General features: G+C 61.2%; 12 protein-coding genes and 3 pseudogenes. 6 read left to right on the top strand and 9 right to left on the bottom strand.

The window, feature by feature from the left end; genetic code table 11:
• Window positions 1-3: 3 nt before the first annotated feature.
• Together AWB81_RS01185 and dbpA are read right to left on the bottom strand one after the other, a co-directional pair.
• Window positions 4-1,170 carry a tetratricopeptide repeat protein gene (locus tag AWB81_RS01185; RefSeq protein WP_235025682.1) on the bottom strand — a complete coding sequence of 389 codons (1,167 nt, stop codon included), beginning with the start codon at window positions 1,168-1,170 and terminating at the stop codon, window positions 4-6.
• A 104-nt stretch (window positions 1,171-1,274) separates the two neighbouring features.
• Complete coding sequence (gene dbpA, locus AWB81_RS01180) at window positions 1,275-2,657, bottom strand: ATP-dependent RNA helicase DbpA (protein ID WP_062632063.1); 1,383 nt, start codon at window positions 2,655-2,657, stop codon at window positions 1,275-1,277.
• Between the two features lie 517 nt (window positions 2,658-3,174).
• Between dbpA and AWB81_RS01170 the strand changes: the two genes are divergently transcribed.
• From AWB81_RS01170 to AWB81_RS01160, 3 genes are all read left to right on the top strand, one after another.
• On the top strand, window positions 3,175-4,053 hold the full coding sequence (locus tag AWB81_RS01170) for an AraC family transcriptional regulator (RefSeq protein WP_062632061.1): 879 nt from the start codon (window positions 3,175-3,177) through the stop codon (window positions 4,051-4,053).
• A gap of 67 nt (window positions 4,054-4,120) precedes the next feature.
• Complete coding sequence (gene sbcD, locus AWB81_RS01165) at window positions 4,121-5,344, top strand: exonuclease subunit SbcD (RefSeq protein WP_062632060.1); 1,224 nt, start codon at window positions 4,121-4,123, stop codon at window positions 5,342-5,344.
• A complete protein-coding gene (locus AWB81_RS01160) occupies window positions 5,341-8,778 on the top strand; it encodes an AAA family ATPase (protein WP_062632059.1) in 3,438 nt (1,145 codons plus the stop codon). Before sbcD ends, AWB81_RS01160 begins: the two co-directional genes overlap by 4 nt.
• Window positions 8,779-8,787: 9 nt before the next feature.
• Here the strand turns inward: AWB81_RS01160 and AWB81_RS01155 are convergent, their stop codons facing one another.
• From AWB81_RS01155 to AWB81_RS01125, 6 genes and pseudogenes are all read right to left on the bottom strand, one after another.
• The gene (locus tag AWB81_RS01155) at window positions 8,788-10,077 is read right to left on the bottom strand and encodes a tetratricopeptide repeat protein (RefSeq protein ID WP_062632058.1); all 1,290 of its coding nucleotides are present in this window, start codon (window positions 10,075-10,077) and stop codon (window positions 8,788-8,790) included.
• Window positions 10,078-11,195: 1,118 nt separating this feature from the next.
• On the bottom strand, window positions 11,196-11,840 hold the full coding sequence (locus tag AWB81_RS01145) for a hypothetical protein (RefSeq protein ID WP_062632057.1): 645 nt from the start codon (window positions 11,838-11,840) through the stop codon (window positions 11,196-11,198).
• A 150-nt stretch (window positions 11,841-11,990) separates the two neighbouring features.
• Entirely contained in the window at window positions 11,991-13,244 is a 1,254-nt protein-coding gene (locus tag AWB81_RS01140; protein WP_062632056.1) for a DUF3322 domain-containing protein, read from the bottom strand.
• On the bottom strand, window positions 13,219-16,572 hold the full coding sequence (locus AWB81_RS01135; RefSeq protein WP_062632055.1) for an ATP-binding protein: 3,354 nt from the start codon (window positions 16,570-16,572) through the stop codon (window positions 13,219-13,221). Before AWB81_RS01135 ends, AWB81_RS01140 begins: the two co-directional genes overlap by 26 nt.
• Window positions 16,569-17,306 (bottom strand): DUF4194 domain-containing protein, encoded by a 738-nt coding sequence (locus AWB81_RS01130; protein WP_235025681.1) that lies wholly within the window; start codon window positions 17,304-17,306, stop codon window positions 16,569-16,571. Before AWB81_RS01130 ends, AWB81_RS01135 begins: the two co-directional genes overlap by 4 nt.
• Window positions 17,290-18,758 (bottom strand): annotated as a pseudogene (locus AWB81_RS01125) (DUF3375 domain-containing protein). The gene AWB81_RS01130 and the pseudogene AWB81_RS01125 overlap by 17 nt, the downstream one beginning before the upstream one ends.
• Window positions 18,759-18,897: 139 nt before the next feature.
• Between AWB81_RS01125 and AWB81_RS01120 the strand changes: the two are divergent.
• The 3 genes and pseudogenes from AWB81_RS01120 to AWB81_RS46725 form a co-directional block, all read left to right on the top strand.
• Window positions 18,898-19,809: a helix-turn-helix transcriptional regulator gene (locus tag AWB81_RS01120; protein WP_062632054.1), complete on the top strand. Its 912-nt coding sequence runs from the start codon at window positions 18,898-18,900 to the stop codon at window positions 19,807-19,809.
• Window positions 19,796-20,023: pseudogene (locus AWB81_RS46730) on the top strand (recombinase family protein); the annotation flags it as partial. The gene AWB81_RS01120 and the pseudogene AWB81_RS46730, both read left to right, overlap by 14 nt.
• Before the next feature lie 83 nt (window positions 20,024-20,106).
• Window positions 20,107-20,388, top strand: a pseudogene (locus tag AWB81_RS46725) (chromosome partitioning protein ParB); the annotation flags it as partial.
• Between the two features lie 66 nt (window positions 20,389-20,454).
• Here AWB81_RS46725 and gyrB read toward each other — a convergent pair.
• On the bottom strand, window positions 20,455-22,926 hold the full coding sequence (gene gyrB, locus AWB81_RS01105; protein ID WP_062632052.1) for a DNA topoisomerase (ATP-hydrolyzing) subunit B: 2,472 nt from the start codon (window positions 22,924-22,926) through the stop codon (window positions 20,455-20,457).
• Between the last annotated feature and the right edge of the window lie 5 nt (window positions 22,927-22,931).

Genomic DNA, 22,931 nt, shown 5'->3' with positions numbered 1-22,931 from the left:
CGTTCAGAAGTCGTAGCCCTGCTGCGGCTTCTCGATGAGTACGCGGTTGACCCCGCGCGCGCCGCCCACCAGTTCCGCGATATTGCGCGGAACTAGCGCATCGACGGTCGCGCCCATTTGTTCGAGCACGGTCGCGTAGCGCACGAAGTGGAGCTGATCGCCGTGGCCTTGCTCGCCGACCAGCAGCAGCTTGCGGCCCGCGATCGGCTCGCCCTTCCACTCGACGATGCCCGGCACCTCGATCCGCGCATATTTGCTCGCCTGCCAGCGCTTTTCGTAGAGCGCCCAGCCTTTGGCGAATTCGCCGCTCCGCAGATGCAGCAGCGCGAGATTGTGCTGCGCGTCTGCGTGATCGGGATCGAGCGTGAGCGCGCGCCGGTAGTGCGCCTCTTCGTCGTGAAAGCGCCCGCGCGCGCCGAGTGTCGCGCCCACGCAGACGTGAATCTGCGGGTCGTCGCGCAAGGTCAGCGCGTGTCGATACTGCGCTTCGGCTTCGACGAAACGTCCGCGCAGGCCGAGCGTCGTCCCGAGATTCACACGCGATTCGAAATGCCCCGGCGCGAGTTCGACTGCGCGTTGCAGGCTCTGGATTGCATCGTCGAGATGGCCGAGTTCGCGCAGCGCGTTGCCCGCGCCGAAATGCGCACTCGCATTTGCCGCATCGCGTTCGAGCGCTTCGCGATAGACCGCGAGTGCGTCTTCGTGACGCCTGAGCCTGGCGAGCGTTGCGCCGAGGTTCGTGCGGGCATCGATGAAACCGGGCTGCAGGGCGATTGCCCGCCGATAGGCGTCGAGCGCTTCGCCCTCGCGGCCGACTTGCTGCAATGCCACGCCGAGATTGTTGGCCGCATTGGCAAACGACGGATCGATCAAGAGCGCGCGCTCGTGGCAATCGACGGCGAACGGCGCGTCGCCGAGTGCCGCCGCGACCAGCCCGCGATTGCTCCAGCACGCAGCGGAACCGGGCGAAAGCACGAGCACGCGATCGAGCAAGCCGGCCGCGCTTTCATGCTGTCCGAGCTGATGCAGCAGCACACCGAGATAATGCAGCGCTTCCGCATGTCCGGGATGCGCTTCGATGATGCCGCGATAGGCTGCTTCGGCCTGGTCTAGGCGACCGGCTTGATGATGGTCGAGCGCGACGTTAAGCGGCGTGAGGGTTTCGGGCATGACGGACGATCGGCGATTGAAAACCGGTCGATGCTATGCGAGACACGCGGCGCAAACTATTGGAATCGTCCGATCAACGAGGCCGTTTCGGCGTATCAGGCGCGTCAGATGCGCCGCACCTTCACCTTCTTGCCCTTCACCTTGCCCTCGCCGAGCTTGCGCACGGCGTCGTCGGCGATGCTGCGCTCGACTGCGACGTAAGTGACCATGTCGGCCACGTTGATCTTGCCGATCTGCGCGCCCGTGAAGCCCGCCTCGCCGGTCAGCGCGCCGAGCACGTCGCCGGGGCGGATCTTGTCCTTGCGGCCGCCGAGGATCTGCAGCGTCGCCATCGGCGGCTTCAGATGGCCGGGCGTCGCGGAGGTCAGCTCGGCGAGCGGATGCCACTCGACTTCCTTGCCCTGCGCCTGTTCGATGCTGCCGACGCGCCCCATCTCGTCCATGCTCGCGAGGGTGAGCGCCCAGCCTTCCTCGTCGGCGCGTCCCGTGCGGCCGATGCGGTGCACGTGGATCTCGGGATCGGGCGTCACGTCGACGTTGATCACCGCTTCGAGTTGCGCGATATCGAGCCCGCGAGCCGCGACGTCGGTCGCAACCAGCACCGAGCAGCTGCGATTCGCGAACTGCACGAGCACCTGGTCGCGCTCGCGCTGTTCCAGCTCACCATGCAGCGCCAGCGCCTCGAAACCCTGTGCGCGCAGCACGTCGAGCAGGTCGCGGCATTGCTGCTTCGTGTTGCAGAACGCAATCGTGCTGACCGGCCGGTAATGGTCGAGCAGGAGGCCCACGGCATGCAGGCGCTCGTTGTCATCGACTTCGTAGAAGCGCTGCTTGATCTTCGCGTTCGTGTGCTGCTCGGTGAGCTTGATCTCTTTTGGCTTCTTCAGGAACTGCTGGCTCAGCTTCGCGATGCCTTCCGGATACGTCGCGGAGAAAAGCAGCGTCTGCCGCTCCTTCGGACACTGGCGCGCGACCGACGCGATGTCGTCGAAGAAGCCCATGTCGAGCATGCGGTCCGCTTCGTCGAGTACGAGCGTGCGCAGCGCGTCGAGGGTGAGCGTGCCGCGCTCCAGGTGATCCAGGATGCGGCCGGGCGTCCCCACCGCGATATGCGCACCGTGTTCGAGACTCGCGATCTGCGGACGCATCGGTGTGCCGCCGCAGAGCGTCAGGATCTTGATGTTGTCCTCTGCGCGCGCAAGGCGGCGGATTTCCTGCGTGACCTGATCGGCGAGTTCGCGCGTCGGGCACAGCACGAGCGCCTGCAGACGGAAGTCGCGCGGATCGAGCTTCACGAGCAGCGGCAGGGCGAACGCGGCGGTCTTGCCGCTGCCCGTCTTCGCCTGCGCGATGAGATCGTGTCCGTCGAGCGCGACCGGCAGGCTCGCGGCCTGGATCGGCGTCATCGTCAGGTAGCCGAGTTGCTGCAGGTTCGTCTGCATCGCGGGCGACAGCGGGAGGCTCGTGAATGAGGTATCGGTCGTCATGATGTTATCGGCCGCGCTTCGTCGGCGTGCTCTTGCGGGCGGTCCTCGGGGGGGCGCTCCGGGGCGCGCTTTTCGGCGCGCTCTTCGGCGCGCCTCTCGGCGAGTACTTTGACGTGGGCTTTGACGCGGTCTTCGGCGCGCTTGCAGGCTCGCTCTTCAGCGGGATCGAGTCGTCCTGCTCGTAGGTGACGGCGCCGTCCGCTGCTTCGTGGCGGATCACACGATTGCGCGCGCCGCACTGCGGGCAGCGGAACAGGAGCCCCTGGCCCTCGTTATGAATGTCGACGTCCGACACTTCCCAATTGGCGCCGCATGGCTGGTTTCGACAGGTAAACATGATCTTTTCGGAGATTGGATGAGCGCACCCGCCGGGCAGGCGTGCTGGATTTGCGGGTTCGATGCCGAAGTGTACGCGTGTGTGGAAAACCGGCGGCACAAACGCCATCTCCAAGTCCGCAAGATTTGCTAAATGCGGGCGTGCTACCGTTGTTTCATCGCATCCGAACCAGAAACGACGATGACCGACATACCCAATCCACGCCTGTACGAAATGCGGCTCTCCCGCGTGATCGACTACATCCACGATCATCTCGACGACGATCTCGACCTCAACCGACTCGCGGAGATTGCGTGCCTTTCGCCGTATCACTGGCACCGGATCTATCACGCGTTCTACGGCGAGACCGCCGCGGCGACCGTGCGGCGGCTGCGGCTGCACCGCGCGGCCAATGAACTCGTACGTGGCTCGGCGCCGATCGACGCCATCGCGCAGCGTGCGGGCTACAGCGGCGTGCAGTCGTTTTCGCGGGCGTTCCAGGCGAGCTATCGCATGCCGCCCGCGCAGTTTCGCAACGTTGGCGGCGCGGCGCAATGGCGTCCGCTTTCGCACGATTCAACGCAAACGAGAGGTGACATCATGCATCCCGTCGAAATCCGCAAGCACGAAGCATTCACGGTCGCCGCCGTCGATTATCGCGGCCCTTACATGAACATCGGCCAGGCATTCGAAACCGTGTCGCACTGGCTCGCGACGCAAGATCTGCTCGATCGCGACGCGCGCTGGCTCGGCATCTATTTCGACGATCCGAGCGCCACGCGCGAGGAGGACCTGCGCTCGCAGGCATGCGTCGAGATCGCGCAGCCGGAGGGCGGTCCATTCGTCGCGCCCGTGTCGCGCGTCGACGTGAAGGGTGGCGAGTTCGCGGTGCTCACGCACGTCGGTCCATACGCGCAATTGTGCTTCGCCTATCAGTGGCTTTACGGGGAATGGCTGCCGCAATGCGGCCGCGAAACCGCCGATGCGCCGGTCCACGAGGTCTATCTGAACGATCCGCGCGACACGCCGCCGACCGAACTCGTCACGGAGATTTGGCTGCCGGTCAAGCCGATTGCGTGAGCCGGGCGCGCCTCGCCATCGGCTAAACTTGCGGCAACGATCCACCGCCGCAACCAACCCTTTGCCGATGCGCATCCTGCACACTTCAGACTGGCACCTCGGCCAGTATTTCCTCGGGCATTCCAGACAGACGGAACATCAGAAGCTGATCGACTGGCTCGTCGGGCAGACGAGGGCACATCGCGTCGACGCGGTCCTGATCGCCGGCGACATCTTCGACACCGGCGCTCCGCCGAGCTACGCACGGGAGCTATACAACCAGCTGATCCTCGCGCTGCGCGACGCGGGCGTGGGACTCACCGTGCTCGCCGGCAATCACGATTCGGTCGCGATGCTGCAGGAGTCGCGCGAACTGCTCGCGTTGCTGAACACGTTCGTGATCCCGTCGGTGCAGGAAGATCCGAACCAGCAGGTGCAAGTGCTAAAGACACGCGACGGAACTCCGGGCGCGATCGTCTGCGCGATTCCGTTCATTCGTCCGCGCGACGTGCTGCTGAGCATCGCGGGACAGACCGCGCGCGACAAGCAGGCGTCGCTGCAGGATGCCATCCAGACGCACTATCAGGCGCTCTTCGCGCTTGCTGAAAGAAAGCGCGCGGAACTCGGCATGCACCTGCCAATCATCGCGACCGGCCATCTGACGACGGTCGGCGCGAGCGCGAGCGAATCGGTGCGGGAGATCTACGTCGGCTCGCTCGAAGCGTTCCCGACCGCCGCATTTCCTGCCGCCGACTACATCGCGCTCGGGCACATCCATCGGCCGCAGAAAGTCGGCGGGTTCGATCACATTCGCTATAGCGGGTCGCCGATTGCGCTCAGCTTCGACGAAGCGCGCCAGCACAAGCAAATGCTGCTGGTCGACGTTTCGACGGACGGACTCGAAGCCGTCACGCCGATCGAGGTGCCCTGCTTCCAGCCGATGCTCTCGGTGAAGGGATCACTGAAGGAACTCGCCGCGTCTATCCACGAAGCCGCCGCCGGCGCAACAGAAGGCGCGACCGTGTGGCTCGAAGTGATCGTCTCCGCCGACGACTACCTGAGCGATCTGCAGACGCGCATCGAAGACATCACCAAGGGACTGCCAGTCGAAGTCCTGCGCATCCGGCGCGAACGCTCGGCGCAACAGAACGCATTGCAGGCGCAGGCCAAAGAGACGCTCAACGAACTCACGCCCGACGATGTCTTCGCCCGCCGCCTGCAGGCCGAAATGCTCGACGACGAACTGCGAACGCAACTGACATCGATGTATCGCGAAGTCGTCGCGGGTATCGGCGAGGCAGAGGCGTCATGAGAATCCTGTCGCTGCGACTGCGCAACCTGAACTCGCTCAAGGGCGACTGGAAGATCGACTTCAGCCAGCCGCCGTTCAAGGACAACGGACTCTTCGCGATCACCGGTCCGACGGGCGCCGGCAAGACGACACTGCTCGACGCCATCTGTCTCGCGCTCTATCACCGCACGCCGCGCATGGAAGCGGTGTCCGCGAGTACCAACGAACTGATGACGCGGCATACGTTCGAGTGTCTCGCGGAAGTCGAATTCGAGGTGAAAGGCAAGGGCTATCGCGCGTTCTGGAGCCAGCGCCGCGCGCGCGACAAGGCGAGCGGCAATCTCCAGCCGCCGAAGGTCGAACTCGCGCGCCTCGATGGCACCATCGTCACCGAGAAGATCAACGACAAACTGAAGCTCGTCGAAGAGATCACGGGTCTCGACTTCAAGCGCTTCACGAAGTCGATGATGCTAGCGCAAGGCGGCTTCGCGGCGTTCCTCGAAGCGAAGGCCAACGAGCGGGCCGAGTTGCTGGAAGAACTGACGGGCACCGATATCTACGGACTGATTTCCCAGAACGTGTTCCAGCGGATGCGCGATGAAGAGAACGCGCTGGGCAAACTGCAGGCGCGCGTCGAAGGCGTGCAGTTGCTCGACGCCGAGCAGCTTGCTGAGCTGAAGCTCGAAGAAGCGGCGCTCGACGACCGGGCCCGTGTGCTGGGCGCAGAGCAGCGTTCGGTACAGGCGATGCTGCAATGGCGCAAGGACGTATCGACGGTTGAGGCGCAGGTACGGCAGGCTGCAATCGACGAACAGAGCGCGCTTCAGATGATCGCCGACGCCCGGCACGATCTCGACCGGCTCGCCGTCAGCGAACCGGCCGAAAAGCTGCGCCTCGAACATCGCGCGATGCTCGATGCACGGCAGGCGTTCAATGAAACGTCGCAACTTCTCGCGCACGCGAAGGCGGAACGCGAGCGCGCATCGCTCGATGCAGCGCGCAGCGCGCGCCTCGCGCTGCATCTGCGAAAGCAGATCTCGACCGAGCGACGCACGTCGATGGACGATTTGCTCGCTGAAACGAAGCGCGTGCAGGAAACACTCGACCGGCATCCGCGACGAAGCAGGCTCGGCGAACAGATCGCGGCATGGCGATCGGAATTCGAAGCGCGCCAGCATGTGCTGAACGACATCGACGCGACGCGCAAAAATCAGCGCGATTTCGCCGAAGCGATCGCCAAGCATGCGAAGGATATCGACGTGCAGCACGGTGTCGTCCGGCAAGCGACGACGGCGCTGGAGGCCGCGCAGACCACCGAGGCCGAAGAGCGCGGCCGTCTTGAGCAAGCGCTCGGCGGTCACGACGAGGCCGCACTGAAGACACGATTCCATAAGCTTCAACAGCAGCAGTCCATCCTGAACCGGCTGTTTCAACTGGCTGAAACGCGCGACGAAGGCACCCGCCAGCAGCGCACCGACATCGCCGATCTCGCGACGCAGCACGCATCGCTCGTCGCCCGACAAGACGAGATCAAACGCATCGACGACGAATGCCGTGCGTTGAACGAGCAAATCGCCGACAAGCGCAAGCTGCTCGAACAGGAAAAGGTGATCCTGCAACTCGCCGATCATCGCGCTGCGCTGCGCGAGGGCGAAGCCTGTCCGCTGTGTGGTTCGGATGCGCATCCGGCAATCGTCGAATATCAGGCACTCGAAGCATCTACGACTCAGCGCGATCTCGATGCGAAGCAAGTCGCGCTTCAGAAAGCGACCGACAGCCGGCACGCGTCGGCCACCGCCGCGGCGGTGGCGAAGGCGGCAATCGGGCAGCTTGAAAAGCGCATCGATCGTTGGACGCAGAACGAAGCGGTTCATGCGCAATACTGGAGCGCGTGTTGCGAGCAGATCGGTGTCGAACTGAGCGATCGCGGCGCGCTCGACCGGCACATCGAGCAGCACACGGCGACGCTGGCTGACGCGCAACAGACGCTCGCGCGCATCGACGCGTTGAATCTCAGCATCGCTCGCTGTGCGGATGCCCGGCATCTGGCGGAGAAGGTATCTGAGCGAAGCAGGCACGATCTCGCGCTCATCATCGAGAAGCGCGCTGCATGCGAGAAGGCGCTCCACGAAGCGAACGAACGGATCGCCTCGCAGCAGGTTTCGATCGAACGCACGCTGCGATCGCTGCATGCGGCGATCGTCGAGGCGGGACGTTTTCCGCCCGATGAGTCGTCGGATTGGCGCGACTGGCTCGTGCAACGCAACAACGAATGGCGCGCGTGGCAGACCTTCACGCAACGAAGCGAAACGCTGTCGCATCAGACGAAAGCCGCGCGCGCGGACGTCGACGCCGCGGTACAGGAAGAAGCTACGTGGTCCGCGCGATGGCTCGGATATGAAGCGGCTGGTGCGACGCTCGTACCGGAGCCGCTCGCCGCGTCGACGGACGCTCAGGTCGACTTCGACAAGGCCGCATCGCATCACCACTCGACGCGCGATCGCGCGAATGCGCTCGAAGGTGCCGAGAAAACGCTCACGCATCGCCTGACCGACGACACTGTGGCAGCGCAAAAGACGTCTGTTGCGTGGGAAGCGGCGCTCCTCACCAGCCCTTTCGATGAAGAGAGTGCCTTCGTCCGCGCGTTGCTCTCGCACGATGAACGTGAACGGCTGCAGACGCGGAAGGCTTCGCTCGACAAGCGGCTCACTGAAGCGCGCACGTTGCTACGATCCGCGGAGGCGCGGTGCGCCGAACTCCTCGCCGAGCCGAAGACGGATCAGCCGGCCGAGGCGCTGCAGCAGCAGTTGACCGATCTGGATGAATTGCTTCGAACGCTGAACCAGCGACGCGGCGAAATTCGCGCGACGCTGAAGAACGACACGCAGCAGCGCCTGAATCAGCAGTCGCTATTCGAGGAAATCGAAAGACAGCGCAAACAGTACGATCTGTGGCAGCGTCTGAGCAGCCTCATCGGCTCGTCCGATGGCGCGAAGTATCGCAAGTTCGCGCAGGGGCTGACGCTCGACCATCTCGTCTATCTCGCCAACCGGCAACTCGCGCATCTGCACGGCCGTTATCTTTTGAACCGCAAGGCGGGAGGCGATCTGGAGATGGAAGTCGTCGATACCTGGCAGGGCGATGTCACTCGCGACACGCGCACGCTATCGGGCGGCGAGAGCTTTCTCGTGAGCCTCGCACTCGCGCTGGCGCTCTCCGATCTCGTGAGCCACAAGACGTCGATCGATTCGCTTTTTCTCGACGAGGGCTTCGGCACGCTCGACGGCGAGACGCTGGAAATCGCGCTCAACGCCCTGGATTCGCTCAACGCGACCGGCAAGACCATCGGCGTGATCAGTCACGTGGAAGCGCTGAAGGAACGCATCCCGTTGCAGATCCGGGTGGCGAAGAGCGTGGGCATCGGGTTTTCCACCGTCGAGGTTTCGGCGGGCTGACGCCTTTGCTCACAGCGCGTTGCGAACCTGGACGCGGCCTGCTTGAATGGCGTCGAGGATGAAGAACGGCATGTCGAGCCGCCACTCGTTCCCGCGCACGATGGCCGAGTAGTCGAAGAGCACGTCGCCCTGCGAATTGCAGAAGAGCAGATGCTGCGGCGAGCCGTCCGGCAGCGCACTCGCGCCGCCGATTGCCCGATGGCTCGCGTTGCTGCCGACGTGAAACGCATCCGTCTTCCAGCGCACCGGCGCGTGCGGTGGAAACGGCAGCGCGTCGTGAAAGCCGAAGAGTTCGTCATGGCTCAGGAGGCTCTGGCGGATCGCCGGCCAGACTTGCTCGCGCAGAAAGTGCTGGTCGACGAAGCGGCCGCTGCTCTTGTTCCTTTGCTCGCTGTAATCGCGCATCGCCTGCTCCATGTTCGGCAGGACACCGCCGCATCCACCCCACAGGCCGGCGAGAATCAGCTCGGTATGCGAGCAATAGTCGCGCATGTGATGAAAGAGAAACGGGCTGTCGATCCATGCGCGAACCGCCGCGGCCTCGCGCTCCGAAAGCAGCGAGTCTGCGTCGCGCAGCAGGAAGCGCTTCACGCCCGGATCGCCGATGACGAGAAAGCGCCACATCAGCGGATGGATCGGCTTCGGGCCACTGCCGTCCATTTCGACGAGTTGCGCGCCGGCTTCGCGCAGTCGGCGATGCACATGCTGCGGCACACTGGCATCGAGGTAGACGCGGCATGTCCATCCCTCGAAAAGTTCGCGCGCCACGAGCACGTTCATCACCGCCGGCTCGCAGTAGCGCGGATTCGCGCCGAACAACGAGAACGCGATGACGTTTTCCAGCGGCTTCGATGCGTCGAACGCGGGCGGCTTCGTCGCCGGATCGATCTCGATGCCCGACGCCCGATGCAGCGCGTCGGCTTCGTTCAGCGCGCGCAGACCATGCCGACGCAGTTCGTCGCGCTTGCCCATCAGGCCGCACAGTTCGACGAGGCCGTGAATCCAGGTCGAGGACGCCTGTCGCTGTTGCGCGGGCGGCGCTTTCAGGATGCTCGCGTAGATCTTGTAGGCTTCTTCGTGCGCGCCGGTGCGCATCAGGCAACGCGCGTAGTCCGACAGCACCATCATGTGGCCTGGAACGATCCGCAAGGCTTCTTCGGCGAATCGTGCGCCGGCGCGGAAATCGTTGTGGGCCATCGCGGCATTGAAGTTCGCTGCGGCGGCGGAAAAGCGTGCGTCGGAGGCGGCGGACAATGGGCGCGAGGCATCGTGTCTGGCGGCGAGGGCGGTTTTTTTCATGACGGGAGTTTCGGACGGGTTCGGGCGGTCGAAACTCTAAGGCGTGATGAGGCGCGGGCCGATACTTTCTTTACGTTATTTGACGATTTGAGGCGGGAATCGGAGCGTGAGCCGCGGGTTTGACGTTGTTTTTCGAACGCGCACAAAAAAAGCCAACTGATCGGAGATCAGTTGGCTTTGCTGAGTTGCGATGACCGGCGGTCAGGAGACGACGGCCGACTCACTGTAGATGGATACAAAAGGTGAGAAAGAGTGCCCTGCTGGCAAAGGACTTGCGGGAGATGCGCACCCATAAACCGAGAAAGCGGGACGCATAAAATGAGAATTCCGCCCGCGGCCGCCTCGAACCGGGTGCCAAGCGAGTGGCTGGTCGAACATGTCCCATCAGTGGACGACGGTTGCGCACGCGCGCAGTTTTCAAAAAACTGCGCTTGAAATGAGGAAATTCTAGCGATTTTCTCGGGTGATGGGAATCCGCTAGATGTGCGTCAACAGCGCTTCCTATCCCTTCTCAGGCCAGCGGTTCGCTGGCGGGTCAGACGGTCACGTGCGCCGGTCTCGACTCGACACGGAGGGGACCCACGAAATCGACCCGCCTTTGTCTTGCCTGTAGCAATGCATTCGTGCCGCTGCGGCGTGCTCCCCGTCAGCGGCATTGCTCCTCGAAGGCGTGCCAGCGCGCCCGTCGACGAGACTTGCAGCAAAATCAGCTCCTTAACGACAGCGACTGTCTTAACCTTTTCCGCCACCGCCGCATTTGGCCATGATTCTCTGATGAAGTCGGCACACACCGACGAGAGGAGTAATGGGCCAATATTTAACTCGGAACAGAGTCGGCCAAGACCTAGCATACCAGGCGTCGGGCAGAATTTCGTAAAAGCAGTCCGTACCAGCCGCTACCTTAGCCTCGGGCGGGGTCCGCTCGCTGGACAGCTCTGCTGTCACCCGGCTCTGATTGGGTCAAAGTCCCGATTTCGTTAGATGCGCGACGCAATTCATCAAAGAAGGACGCTTTCAACCTGGACGCGAGAACGCTTCGCGAACGGCCGTTGTCGATTCGTGGAGCATTGACAACGCGAGCCGCGTCGTCCGTCATCGTGCCATGGCCAGCGGTTGGGCTATTGATGGACAAGTACGCTCAAATAGACCTTGATGATTCGTGCACATGTCGACGCGTACGCGAAGCCGACGATTTGGGCGCTCAGTTCAAAATGGGCAAAAGTGGCGAAGGTGTCAGCCACGTATTTCCGTTGAAGGACCAAGCGCTTCAGCGAGCGCTTTGGTAAATCAAAGACGAGCTCACTCATCTTGAGGCCACGCCACGCCTTCACGCCGGCGAGGGGTACGGTGAAAAGCAGTAGCACAAGCATCACGTTAGCCATGAGTGGGTCAGCGCGATGACGGAAGGGTGCTACATCGGTCGCGTAGGTCTGAGCTACGCTACTAAGGAGTGCGATGCCAAAGTAGAGCAACCCGAGGACGGCCGCACCGGTTCCGCCAAGAAAGACAATTTCCCCAAGGAGACGCTTTCGGATGTTCTTGCTGTATTTCCGAAAAGACCGTTGACTCCGGATAATAAAGAGCGGCGTGAATCCTGCGAAGGCTGCGACAACACAATCGATAGCCGTAACGCCCGTCTTCACCACGAACCAAGCTGCGACTATGGCCAAGCACCTCGTGAACAGTTCCCAGCCGAGCTTTCGGTCCTCGCTCATGAGGCTCCAGCAGTCTTCAGTGATGCCGCGTTTCACGATTGCTGTCATGGTTTTCGAATTTGAACCGCTCTATTATCGGAGTTCCGGTAGAAGGGGAAGCCTAGAACTTTCTTCGGGCCGCGTTGAGTCGAGTGCGCGTTATCCCATGCGGCCGATTTGCTACACAGGCGTCGTCAACCCTGTGCCTTGGGGCCGTCGCTAACCATCGGTTGACTGCGCCGCGCGGCAAAGCCCGTTCGGAGAAACGGATAGCCCCACGCCTTCCTCGACGTTAGTCTGACCCTCAAGCGCATGCACTAGCGTTTCTATCGACGTAGCCCAGTACAGACGCTCTTGCTCAAGACGGACGCGCTGCCCCCAGCTACCAGCGCGTAGGTTGTCGTAGACGCGCCGCTCTTCAGCCGTCAGTTCATCAAACGGGACATTGGGACACAGTGAAGATTCCTCCACCCACAGCGGGCGGTGCGAAATCAGTGTTGCTTCGTCCATAAGTACCGACCGAAGCTGAGGCATGACCCTGCGGGCGCGGTCGAGAATTGCAAAACCGTGGGTGTCGATGTCACCCCAGTAGACAATCTCTGGCCCTCGCAACCATCGCAGGACATGCAACGCACTCACCGCATTGCCAAGGCGCATGATTGCCACGGTACCCGGAACGTCCGGAAGTGCCACGCCCGTCTCAAGATTCTCGACGATAACCACTGCCTTGGGCTCAATAGGCAGCGTCGCAAGTTCACCTATAGGTGCCTCGATGTCACAGAGGCCGCCGACTCGTTCGCGCAAGGCTGGGCATAGCAGTCGGATTCGGACCCTGTGCGCAGGCTTCCTCAGCCCGCACAAGGTATGGAAGTCGCTGTCGTCGACAGTAACTTCGCGCAACGACCGAAGGAGCCCCGCCACTAGGCCCGTTCGCTTCTCCAACCACTTCGTGTCGAGCCCTTCGACAGGAAGTTGTCGGAGGTAGAGTCCGGAATCGGGATTCGCTTCCAGCCACGTCAAGAGCGTTACCAACCGCTCGAAGTCTTCCGGAGTGTAGTCGGCTAGCACATCGAACTTCGATGCCAAGACCTTGCTTTGTGCGAGCACTGGCCAGCGATTCAGCATCTGCTGGTAGCGCTCCGTTGCCGTTTCCCAGCGCCTAGTCTGACCCACGGCAGTCGCAACGGCAGTCGCATTTGCGAAGCTCAGGCTGACAGGAAGGCGATGCCTGCCAAACCGCGCGAATTGCCGCTCTTCAAAGACAACTTCACCCGGACCGCCTCTCGACTGCCAAGCGAAAGCCCATGTACGGACCGCCGAAGCATCCTCGGCGATGTCCTTGTCGGTGGGAGCACCCAGCGAGACGACCAGAGGCCAAGCTCCCTCCCCAGCAAGCCAGTTCTCGTGCTGGTTATTGAAGCGACGAACAAGGAAGTCGCGCGCCGACTCAGGAGACAGCAGTTTCTTCGGCATTGCGTACGTCCTGAGTCAACTTCAAGCGATTGGACTCGCTGTCGTACTCGATGGGTATGACGGCAGATTTCTTGCGGTCCTTTATATGCACGAAGCATGCTCCTCCGATGAAAGGTTCCAGTGTCATCACAGATTTCAGAGGGGTGGCCACAATCATCTGGAAACCAAACGCCTTGAAGATGTTCATCGCCATCGCAGTGAACTCTGCATCGGCTTTATCGAAAGCTTCGTCGAGCACCACGGTGGAGTAGCTCGGAAGCGCACGGTCTTGGCCGCCAAGCTGATAGCGCAGGGCGGCCGCCAGGCAGGTAGCAGCCAGCTTCTGGCGCTGTCCGCCCGACTTACCTGCTCCACTGCGGTAGACCTCCACCTCGACGTCGCCCTCGTCAAGCTCGCGAGCAACAAACTCCACGTGCTGCCTGACGTCGAGCACCAGATTTCGCCAGTTCTTGTCCGCAGTTTCTTGGCTGGCGAGGCGCTTAACTAAGGCAGCCAACGTCTTGAAGCGCTCTTCGGCCAGGTCTCGGTCGTTCGAGAACGAGTGGCTGAGCGACTCCCTCAAGCTCGCGCGGAAGAGCCGCACATCCTCGAGCGACTTGTCGGTCGTTTCGATGACGAGGTGCGTTCCCGGGTTGAACGGCGCAGTCTCCAGGCTCTCATTGACCAGTTCCATACGCGAGCGAATTGCCGAGCGCTCCTCGTCGAGCTTGGTCGCCAAAAGAGTCAGGTTTTGGTCGCTCTGCTCGCGTAGCAACCCAAAGAATCGGTCTTCAAACGCTGGAAGGTTGTCGTCCTCCAGCCGCTTGAGCTTTGCCAGATAGTCGTCGGCGCTGGCCAGCGTAGCGTCCAGACCACCAGCAACCGAAGGCCACAAGCGGTTGAACTCTACGAATCGCTGGACGATAGCATTGCGCAACTCGCTCAAGCGACTCTCAATCGCACGCAATTCGTTGCTGAGGCCCCGGTCCACCTGCCCGTTCACCGGGTCAAGGTTCTCGAGAGTAATCTCCTTGCCGGTGGCCGCATACCGAGCTTCGATTTGGGCGGCGAACGCCGGTGGCCTGTCAGAGGCGGGCCACAAACGAGCCAGCTCGGCCAGCTTGACATTTAGCTTCTCGATGTCGGACTTGATGGAGCGACCTTTGACATCCTCTTCGTTCTTCTTGCCAACGGCCTTGGAGTGGATGTCCTCCTGCGTCTTAATGCGGTCATCCAGGATGGCAAGGTCCGGCCTGGCGTCCCGCTCCGCGTTGAGGCGTGTCGTCAAGTCGTCGATGCGGGCCAGAAGTGCGCCGACGTCGACGTCGTTCCACGTCAGGTTCGACAGGTTCTGGCAGTGCAAGAGCTGTTGTTGCTGGAGGACTTCTTCATCCCCAATCTTGTCCAGCGCCATCCGCAGTTCAGCGATGCGTCCGCCAAGCTCCGCTGCCTTGTTCCTGTACAGAGTGAGCTTGTCCTTATTGTCAAAGCCCAGTACCCACTGGCTGCGGTCGTTGACTGAGTGGCGGTCGTTCTTCTCGTGCCGCACCGTGTTGTGCTTGACCAAGCCCTCACGGGTGACGGCACGAGGGGCATTGCGGAACGCCTGCAGCGTGTCGGTGCACTCAAGTTCGTATGAGCGCTTTAGCTCCTCCCGCACCCATTCACCAAAGCTTCCCTGCGCGAAGTTCAGCTTTCGCACCAGAGAATTGGGACCAGGCGTGCGTCCGGATGTCTGCTGGACAGTCCGAAAGTACACCAGTCGCTCGCCAATGTTGCGCTCGTTCAGGTAAGCCGAGACCGCCGGGTAGAGCTTCTCATCCACGAGGATAGAGCGCGCGAAACCGCCGAGGACGCGCTCAATGGCGCCCCGCCATTCGGTCGAATCAGAACGCACTTCCACCAGTTCGCCCGCGAAAGGCAGCTTCGCCTCGGGTATCGAAAGGTCACGGGCCATGCGCTCACGCAAGTCCACGAGCCGTGCCGGAAGGTTGGACCTTTGACGCTCCAGAGCTTTGACTTCGGCCACCGTCGTGGTGAATTCTTCGCTGGCCTGCCGATGGTCTGCCTTGAGCTGGTCCTTACGGTCTTCTACTTCCTTCGTCAGGTCGTGAGCCCTGAGGACACGCTGCTTGGCAGCTTCGACTCGGTGGACGAACCAGACCACACTGTCAGGCATCGCCCATCCCATGACTTTGCACGCGGCTGCCGCCTGGTCACGCTTGTTCATGCGGACGATTTTATCTGCCTCCGCCGCCTTGATATTTTCTTCGAGACGGACCAAGACATCAGCCCCCATTTTGAGCTTCTGACGTTGTAGGTCCGTCAGCTTGACGAACTCGTCATCGACAATCTGCGAGAGAAGTTGGACTTCCTGCCGCGATGCTTCCTTGTCGACCTCCAGCTCTGCAATCCGCTCGTCCACGAGGACCTTGCGACGGTGCTCTCGATACTGGTCAATGGCGGTCTGGATTGCCTGCAGCCCGTTGCGGTCGCTGTTGCCACGTTCGAGCTCCATGTGCTCCTCCCGCGCCGGCTTGAGCATTTCGATTTGGTTCCGGGCAGCTACGACCTCCTGGTGTGCCTCGTTCAGCTCCCCGAACTCCTTGATTAGGCTGATGGCGATGCTGAACGTCTCTGGCTCATCCAGCATGAAGTCCCGCAGGAACACGTTGAGGTCGCCGAGATTCTTCGCCGACTGCGTCTTATGCAGAAGGCGGAGGGCGCGCTCGTTGTCGATGTCCAGCATACGACGAAAGCGTTCCTGATATGCGCTGAATTCGGTATACACCTTCGCATCGAGCAGGTCGTGTTTGAAGCGGCGGGTGTCGAACTCGTTCTTGGCGAAGAACTCCAGCTCCTGAATCTCGAACTCACGCTCGAGCGTGAGGTACAGCCGCTTGGCGTCGCTTGACGCCGTGGTGTTGCCCTTGACCCATAGGACTTGAGCGAGCACGACCACCCGACCTTGTCCATCGAGGTAGGTCTCTGCAATGGCGGACCAGGTTGTGCCGCTGCGAAGGTATTGTGAAACGTATTCGCCACCGTCTCCCGTCTGCTGCGCCCAAGCACCCCTGAGGTAGGTCATGGCGCTGCGGTCGCGCCCATGCCGCTCTGCTTCACGCGCGGCAACGTTGAAGTCCAACCACTTCGGTGGCGTCAACAGCGCCGCGTGAGCGTCCAGAACCGTCGACTTCCCCGAACCAGACGGCCCCACGAAGAGGTAGCCCTCCTTGGGGATGGGGAAGTCGAAGACGTTGGAGAAGGTTCCCCAGTTGAACGTCTGTAGGCGCGTAAGGCGGAACTGGTCACCGCTGCCGTCCAACAACACGGGCTGGTCGATGTTCATAGCGAGTCCTCCTCGTTTTCGGCACTGCTGGCCGATGCATCGTCTTCAGCGGCGTTGCCTTCGTCCGTGTTTATCGCGTAATGCGAGGACGCCAGAGCGGCATAAGTTCGTGTCAAGTCTTGAATTTCTTCGGCCGAAAAGAGGAGCTTGAGCGTGGGTGAAACTTCGTACCGCTCACCAGAGCCGCGAACGAATTGCAGCAGGCTGAGCTTCTTGGCCTTGTCGACGGCGTTGACGATTTGCTTTTCAAATTTTGCGTGGTCGGGGTTGCTCCCCCGTTCGAACACCGACAGGTGTTCTTGCATGTCATCACGCGACACGACAGCTCGTTCGCCCTGCGCATCGGCTTGGGTCAAGCGCTGTCGCAAGAAGAGCAGCAACGCTGTATCCAAGAAGGTGAGCGATGCCTTGCGAAGAAGGATGGGGACATCGATGTCCTCGGATACGACCTGCCGCGTGAACGCGACTCGCTGTTCGTGGTCAATGATGACCTCGAGAAAGAGCTCATGCATGCGAGAGCGGACGATGGCTTCATCGCGAAGCAGCACGGGCCAGAGCTTTGACTGGCGCCGGGCGTCCACCGATGGGCCGAGAAGCAGTTGCACAAGCACCCGCCTGGTATCCATTGGAAGCGAACCGGTGTCACCTCGGAACGTCGCAGTATCAGCAACTGTCGTATCGGGCGCGGGCTCGTCGGCGACGCTTTCGTCGGTGAGGTCAGTCAACGAGTTCAAGATAGCGCTCCTTCATGAAATAGATGGTCGGAACCTTGGCGCGACGCCGGGTCGCGTCGTCGCCTTCCCATGTGACGAGCTCGATGCCGTCCGTGACCTCGCCGTGCTTGGCACCCAACGCCACATAGCCAACGACGCTGCCAAGACCTTGTTCCGCTGGAAACTCGGTCAGTATCTGACCAATGGTGACCTGCGACTGGCGTTCGAGAATGGTCCGCAAGTGCGCTTTGAGCGTTCGAAAGTCGATTTCCGACTGCCGGACGAGCTCGCTCACGGTTTCCAGGTCCAGCTCAGAGGGTTCTGCAATCCGCATTGACGAATCGGTCACTCGTTGCGCGGGGTCATAGAGTACCCACTGTGCTACTGACCGGATGCGACCGCTGGACTGCATGAGTTCGAAACCAATCTGCTCATTAGGGCGAACTGCATTCTTGGCGGTCAGCGCCGCCTGCGTTGCTTCTTTCAATAGGCCGTGCAGGCGCCGGTGCTCAAGAAATTCGCGGCTCTGCACGAAACTCTTTAGGCTTCGTGCAAAGTGCTGCAACACGTCGTGCACCCCTCGTCCTTCGGTCAGCAGAGCGCCCGTCAGCGTATGCAGGAATTTGCGTTCGTGCGATTCCAACTGTCGCGCAAAGGGCCGGCTCGTCACTTCGTCCAACGACTCTCGCAGGGTGGCGGCTTGCTCGCTGTCTGTCAGCAAACCCCAAACGCGTTGAAAGTGCGACCAGCATCGCTTTCACCGATAAGGTCAACGCCAGCAAAAAGCCGTTCAAGCACGTCGCCACGGCTGCCTTCGTTCTCCATCAGGCTTTGCCGCAGCCCCCGGTTCAATCGCTCGAACTCGTCGCGGACGCTTCGAAAGTCGGCCGCAAGCTCTTGTGCCAGAGCGATGACTTCGCGAGCGCTCTCGATGGCGCGGTCAGGTGTCAGAATCTTCGCGCCGCCACGCTCGACATCAGCGATGGCCTTGTCGATACGCTCGCGTTCAGCGCGCAGCGCTGCCAAGCGTGCTTCGGGGTTGGTATTGGTCTCTTCAGCTAATCGCGACAGTTGGTGCATGACCACTGAAAGCCGACTTTCTGTGGCGGTCGTTCTTGGCGTCAAGAGTCCCGCAACAAAGCGCACCGAAGTAAGCGCTTCGGCCGACAATTCGTACTCTTCTTCTGGAGCCCCGATGGGAAACCGACGCGTCAACCAGCCTTGATTGAGCCACTCAGAAACGTACGCCTGGGGTGTCTGGGGGAGGTCTTCGCCGGTTGAGCGAAGCGAATCGATGTCACGACTCAGGCGCTCATGAAGCACCGAACTTGGTAACGCTTTGTCAGTGCCCGTGAAAAGCGACTGGAGCACGGCAATTATCACGGGTGCCTTCGTGGCCGCCAACAGGCGCCAAAGGGGTTGCTCGCGCAGATTACGCAAAGCTGCTGCGCCCCGAAGCGTCTTCACGCCCATCTCCCGACGAAACGGTAAACAGTGACGCTATCCACTTGGACCTCCAAGGCAATTTGCTGGAGTTACTATACGACTACTTTTTATATGCGTCTAGTTTCTAATCGCACATATTTTTCCTAGTCGTGAGAAAATTCCGACGATGCCCAAAAGCTTGCCCACCACATTGGACCCAACAGGGTCATCCAGCAGCCGCGCCCCTGGTCGGTGGAGCCAGGACCGCCGCCTGGAATTCATCGACTTTCGACTTCGGTGGGATGGCCGTCTCAACCGCAGTGACCTCACCGACTTCTTTGGCATTTCGGTGCCTCAAGCGTCGCTAGACATCGCAAAATATACGGAACTGGCGTCGACTAACTTAAATTACGACCGCAGCTCCCGGGTCTACATAGCTCCTACCGACTTTAAGCCACTTTACCCATCGAGCGACTCTGGTCGCTATCTCAACGAGTTGTTGTCGCACGCTTCCGGACTGGACTCAGAGGAAAGCAGCTTCATCACTTGGGCACCTCCGGTCGCAACAGTGCCACATCCAGGTCGAACCATCCGCGTCGATGTCTTAGTCGCGCTTCTTCGAGCCATTCGCGAACGCTGCGCGATACGCGTGTTGTACCAATCGATGACGCGACCACAGCACTCCCCGCGTACGATTTCTCCGCATGCACTTGCTCACGATGGCTTCCGCTGGCACGCACGCGCCTACTGTCATGTGCGCAACCAGTTTCTGGACTTCGTCGTTGCGCGCATGCTGCAGGTTGACGGCTTTGAGCCGGCCGCCGCAAGTCCGGATGATGATGTGAAATGGCACACCATCGTGCCTTTGGTATTGATTCCGCATCCCGAACTGAGCAAGTCGCACAGACTTGCCATTGAACTTGATTTTGGAATGGAGGACGGGCAAGTCGAGTTCCATTGCAGACAGGCATTTCTCTTCTACGCTCTGCGACATCTGCGCCTAGACCTCGAAGGCGAAGCCAAGCCGGAGGCGCAGCAGATTGTTCTAAAGAATCGGTCAGAAGTTGAGACGTACATGCTGAGCGAGGGTGCGTTTTGATACGCGCCTTCTGCCGGCCATCACTGTGCCGTTCGGCTCGACCAGACGAATGCATCGATGCCAGACTACCAACTGTTGCCACATTTGAAATTTGGGCAACCTCGCATCCATCTCGCCGACCAGAACCCCGGCCAGTTTGAGAGTTATCGCTTTGATACGCTGGACTTCCACAATGGCGTGGCTGAGCGCGACTCGTCCAAGACGAGTAGCGTGAACGCGTGGCAACAGCCCGGAGAAATCCGGATGGTCCCGTCTCCCAGATTGCCGTCATCAACCCACGGGAACGGCATGGGCGGGCAATTGCAGCAGCAGGGGTATGCGCCGAAGGACATAGTCGAAAAAAAAGGCCTCACGTCGACGTATGTTCACGGCATCCTGACATTTCTGCGTCAAGGGGAAGAGCGACTCGTGGTCGCGGTGGAAAAAGGTCTTGTCCCCTTGAATGCGGCCGTCACGATGGTTGCCGCTGGCGACAACGACGCTGAAGTGCAGGCTGCACTCCGGCACGCCTATGAGTCGGGCAAATTGCGGGGCAAGCAACTGATGAACGCGCGCCGTGTCAGTGGCTATTCAAAGGCGAGAACCATAAATTTCTCAAGTTATGAGTCCGTTTTTCTCAGGTTATGGGTCTCGCTACACTCACCATCAAACATCGATATTTCCCGCCCGGAGCGCATTGCTTTCGATGAACGCCCGACGCGGCTCCACATCATCACCCATCAGTGTGGTGAAGATGCCATCCGCCGCGATCGCGTCTTCGATCTGCACGCGCAACAAACGCCGCACGCTCGGATCCATCGTGGTTTCCCACAACTGCGACGGATTCATCTCGCCAAGCCCCTTATACCGCTGCTTCGTGACATTACGTTCGGCATCGGCGATCAGCCATTTCATCGCGCTCTTGAAGTCGCTCACGGCCATCGACCGCTCGCCGCGCTTGATCAGCGCGCCGGCGCCGATCAGCCCCTTGAACGTATCGGCCGTGGAAACGAGCTGCTTGTAATCCGCGGTGAGCTGAAAATCCTCGTCGATTACCGACACCTTCACGTTCCCGTGATGACGGCGCTTGATGTGCAGCGACCGCACTTCGCGCACCGGATCGTAGGCCGGCTCGACGGTCACTTCGGGCCGGATCGGATCGGCGCGCAGCGTGTCCTGGAGCGTCTTCGCGGACGCCGCCGTCGCCTCTTCCGACGACAGATCCAGCACGATTCCGTCCATCACGGCTTCGAGCGCGCTCACGTCGTAGAAACGGCTGACACGATCGACCACCGCCTGCGCCAGCAGATACGCACGCGCGAGTTCGCCGAGCGCGTCGCCGGAAATGGGCGCCGCGCCTTCCGAAGGCACCAGTTCTGAACCCTGCAGCGCCAGCTTCAGCATGTGCTGGTTGAGTTCGTGCGTGTCCTTCAGGTAGCGCTCGTCCTTGCCCGCCTTGAGCTTGTAGAGCGGCGGCTGCGCAATGTAGATATACCCGCGCTCGACGATCTCCGGCATCTGCCGGTAGAAGAACGTCAGCAGCAGCGTGCGGATGTGCGCGCCGTCGACGTCCGCGTCGGTCATGATGATGATGCGGTGATAGCGCAGCTTCTCGATGTTGTAATCGTCCTTGCCGAAGCCGGTGCCGAGCGCCGTGATGAGCGTCACGATCTGCTCCGACGAAATCAGCTTGTCGAAGCGCGCGCGCTCCACGTTCAGCACCTTGCCGCGCAGCGGCAGAATGGCCTGGAATTTCCGGTCACGCCCCTGCTTCGCCGATCCACCCGCCGAGTCGCCCTCGACGATATAGATCTCCGACTTCGCCGGATCCTTCTCCTGACAGTCCGCGAGCTTGCCCGGCAGGCCGCCGCCGTCCAGCACGCCCTTGCGGCGCGTCATTTCGCGCGCCTTGCGCGCAGCATCACGCGCACGCGCGGCATCGACGATCTTGCCCGTGATGATCTTCGCGTCGCTCGGCGTTTCGAGCAGATAGTCCTCAAGCGCCTTCGCGACCACATCTTCCACCGGCGCGCGCACTTCTGACGACACCAGCTTGTCCTTCGTCTGCGAGCTGAACTTCGGTTCCGGCACCTTCACCGACAGCACGCACGACAGGCCTTCGCGCATGTCGTCGCCGGTCGTCTCGACCTTCGCTTTTTTCGCGATCTCGTTGTCGACGATGTACTTGTTCATCACGCGCGTCATCGCCGCGCGCAGGCCCGTCAAATGCGTGCCGCCATCGCGCTGCGGAATGTTGTTGGTGAAGCACAGCACGCTTTCGTTGTAGCTGTCGTTCCACTGCATCGCCACTTCGACGGTCACGTTGTCCTTCTCGCCCGTTGCGTGGAACACGGTCGGATGCAGGACCTGCTTCGTCTTGTTGATGTAGTCGACAAAACCCTTCACGCCGCCGATGAACGCGAAATCGTCTTCCTTGCCGGTGCGCTGGTCGGTCAGGCGGATGCGCACGCCGTTATTCAGGAACGACAGTTCGCGCATGCGCTTCGCAAGAATGTCGTAGTGGAATTCGACGTTGCCGAAAATCGTCTGGTCGGCCATGAAGTGCACTTCGGTGCCACGGTTTTCCGTATCGCCGACAACCGGCATCGGCGAATATTGCACGCCGTTTTCCTCGATGATTTCGCGGTTCTGCACCACGCCGCGGTGAAACTCCATGAAGTGCTTCTTGCCGTCGCGGCGCACGGTGAGGCGCAGCCACGCGGAGAGCGCGTTCACGCACGACACGCCCACGCCGTGCAGGCCGCCCGACACCTTGTAGCTGTTCTGGTCGAACTTGCCGCCCGCGTGCAGTTCGGTCATCACGATTTCGGCGGCGCTGCGCTTCGGGTCGTGCTTGTCGTCGCGCTTGAGGCCAGTTGGCACGCCGCGGCCGTTGTCGGTGACGGAAATGGAGTTGTCGGCGTGAATCGTGACGTGGATGTCGTCGCAATATCCCGCAAGCGCTTCGTCGATGGAGTTGTCCAACACTTCGAAAACGAGGTGATGCAAACCGGTGCCATCCGACGTATCGCCGATATACATGCCCGGGCGCTTGCGCACCGCCTCCAGACCTTCGAGGATCTGAATGGACGAGGCGCCATAGCTGTTGTCGGGTTGCGAATTCGTGTTTTCAGTCATGAAAT

Source organism: Caballeronia arationis, from assembly GCF_001544975.2.
Lineage (GTDB): Bacteria > Pseudomonadota > Gammaproteobacteria > Burkholderiales > Burkholderiaceae > Caballeronia > Caballeronia arationis.
The sequence above is the reverse complement of the archived record's forward strand: the minus strand, read 5'-3'. Positions and strand labels throughout refer to the sequence as shown.

Coding starts and splice junctions, on each gene's coding strand:
- AWB81_RS01185 (WP_235025682.1), bottom strand. CDS start 1,170: ATGCCCGAAACCCTCACGCCGCTTAACGTCGCGCTCGACCATCATCAA.
- dbpA (WP_062632063.1), bottom strand. CDS start 2,657: ATGACGACCGATACCTCATTCACGAGCCTCCCGCTGTCGCCCGCGATG.
- AWB81_RS01170 (WP_062632061.1), top strand. CDS start 3,175: ATGACCGACATACCCAATCCACGCCTGTACGAAATGCGGCTCTCCCGC.
- sbcD (WP_062632060.1), top strand. CDS start 4,121: ATGCGCATCCTGCACACTTCAGACTGGCACCTCGGCCAGTATTTCCTC.
- AWB81_RS01160 (WP_062632059.1), top strand. CDS start 5,341: ATGAGAATCCTGTCGCTGCGACTGCGCAACCTGAACTCGCTCAAGGGC.
- AWB81_RS01155 (WP_062632058.1), bottom strand. CDS start 10,077: ATGAAAAAAACCGCCCTCGCCGCCAGACACGATGCCTCGCGCCCATTG.
- AWB81_RS01145 (WP_062632057.1), bottom strand. CDS start 11,840: ATGACAGCAATCGTGAAACGCGGCATCACTGAAGACTGCTGGAGCCTC.
- AWB81_RS01140 (WP_062632056.1), bottom strand. CDS start 13,244: ATGCCGAAGAAACTGCTGTCTCCTGAGTCGGCGCGCGACTTCCTTGTT.
- AWB81_RS01135 (WP_062632055.1), bottom strand. CDS start 16,572: ATGAACATCGACCAGCCCGTGTTGTTGGACGGCAGCGGTGACCAGTTC.
- AWB81_RS01120 (WP_062632054.1), top strand. CDS start 18,898: ATGCCCAAAAGCTTGCCCACCACATTGGACCCAACAGGGTCATCCAGC.
- gyrB (WP_062632052.1), bottom strand. CDS start 22,926: ATGACTGAAAACACGAATTCGCAACCCGACAACAGCTATGGCGCCTCG.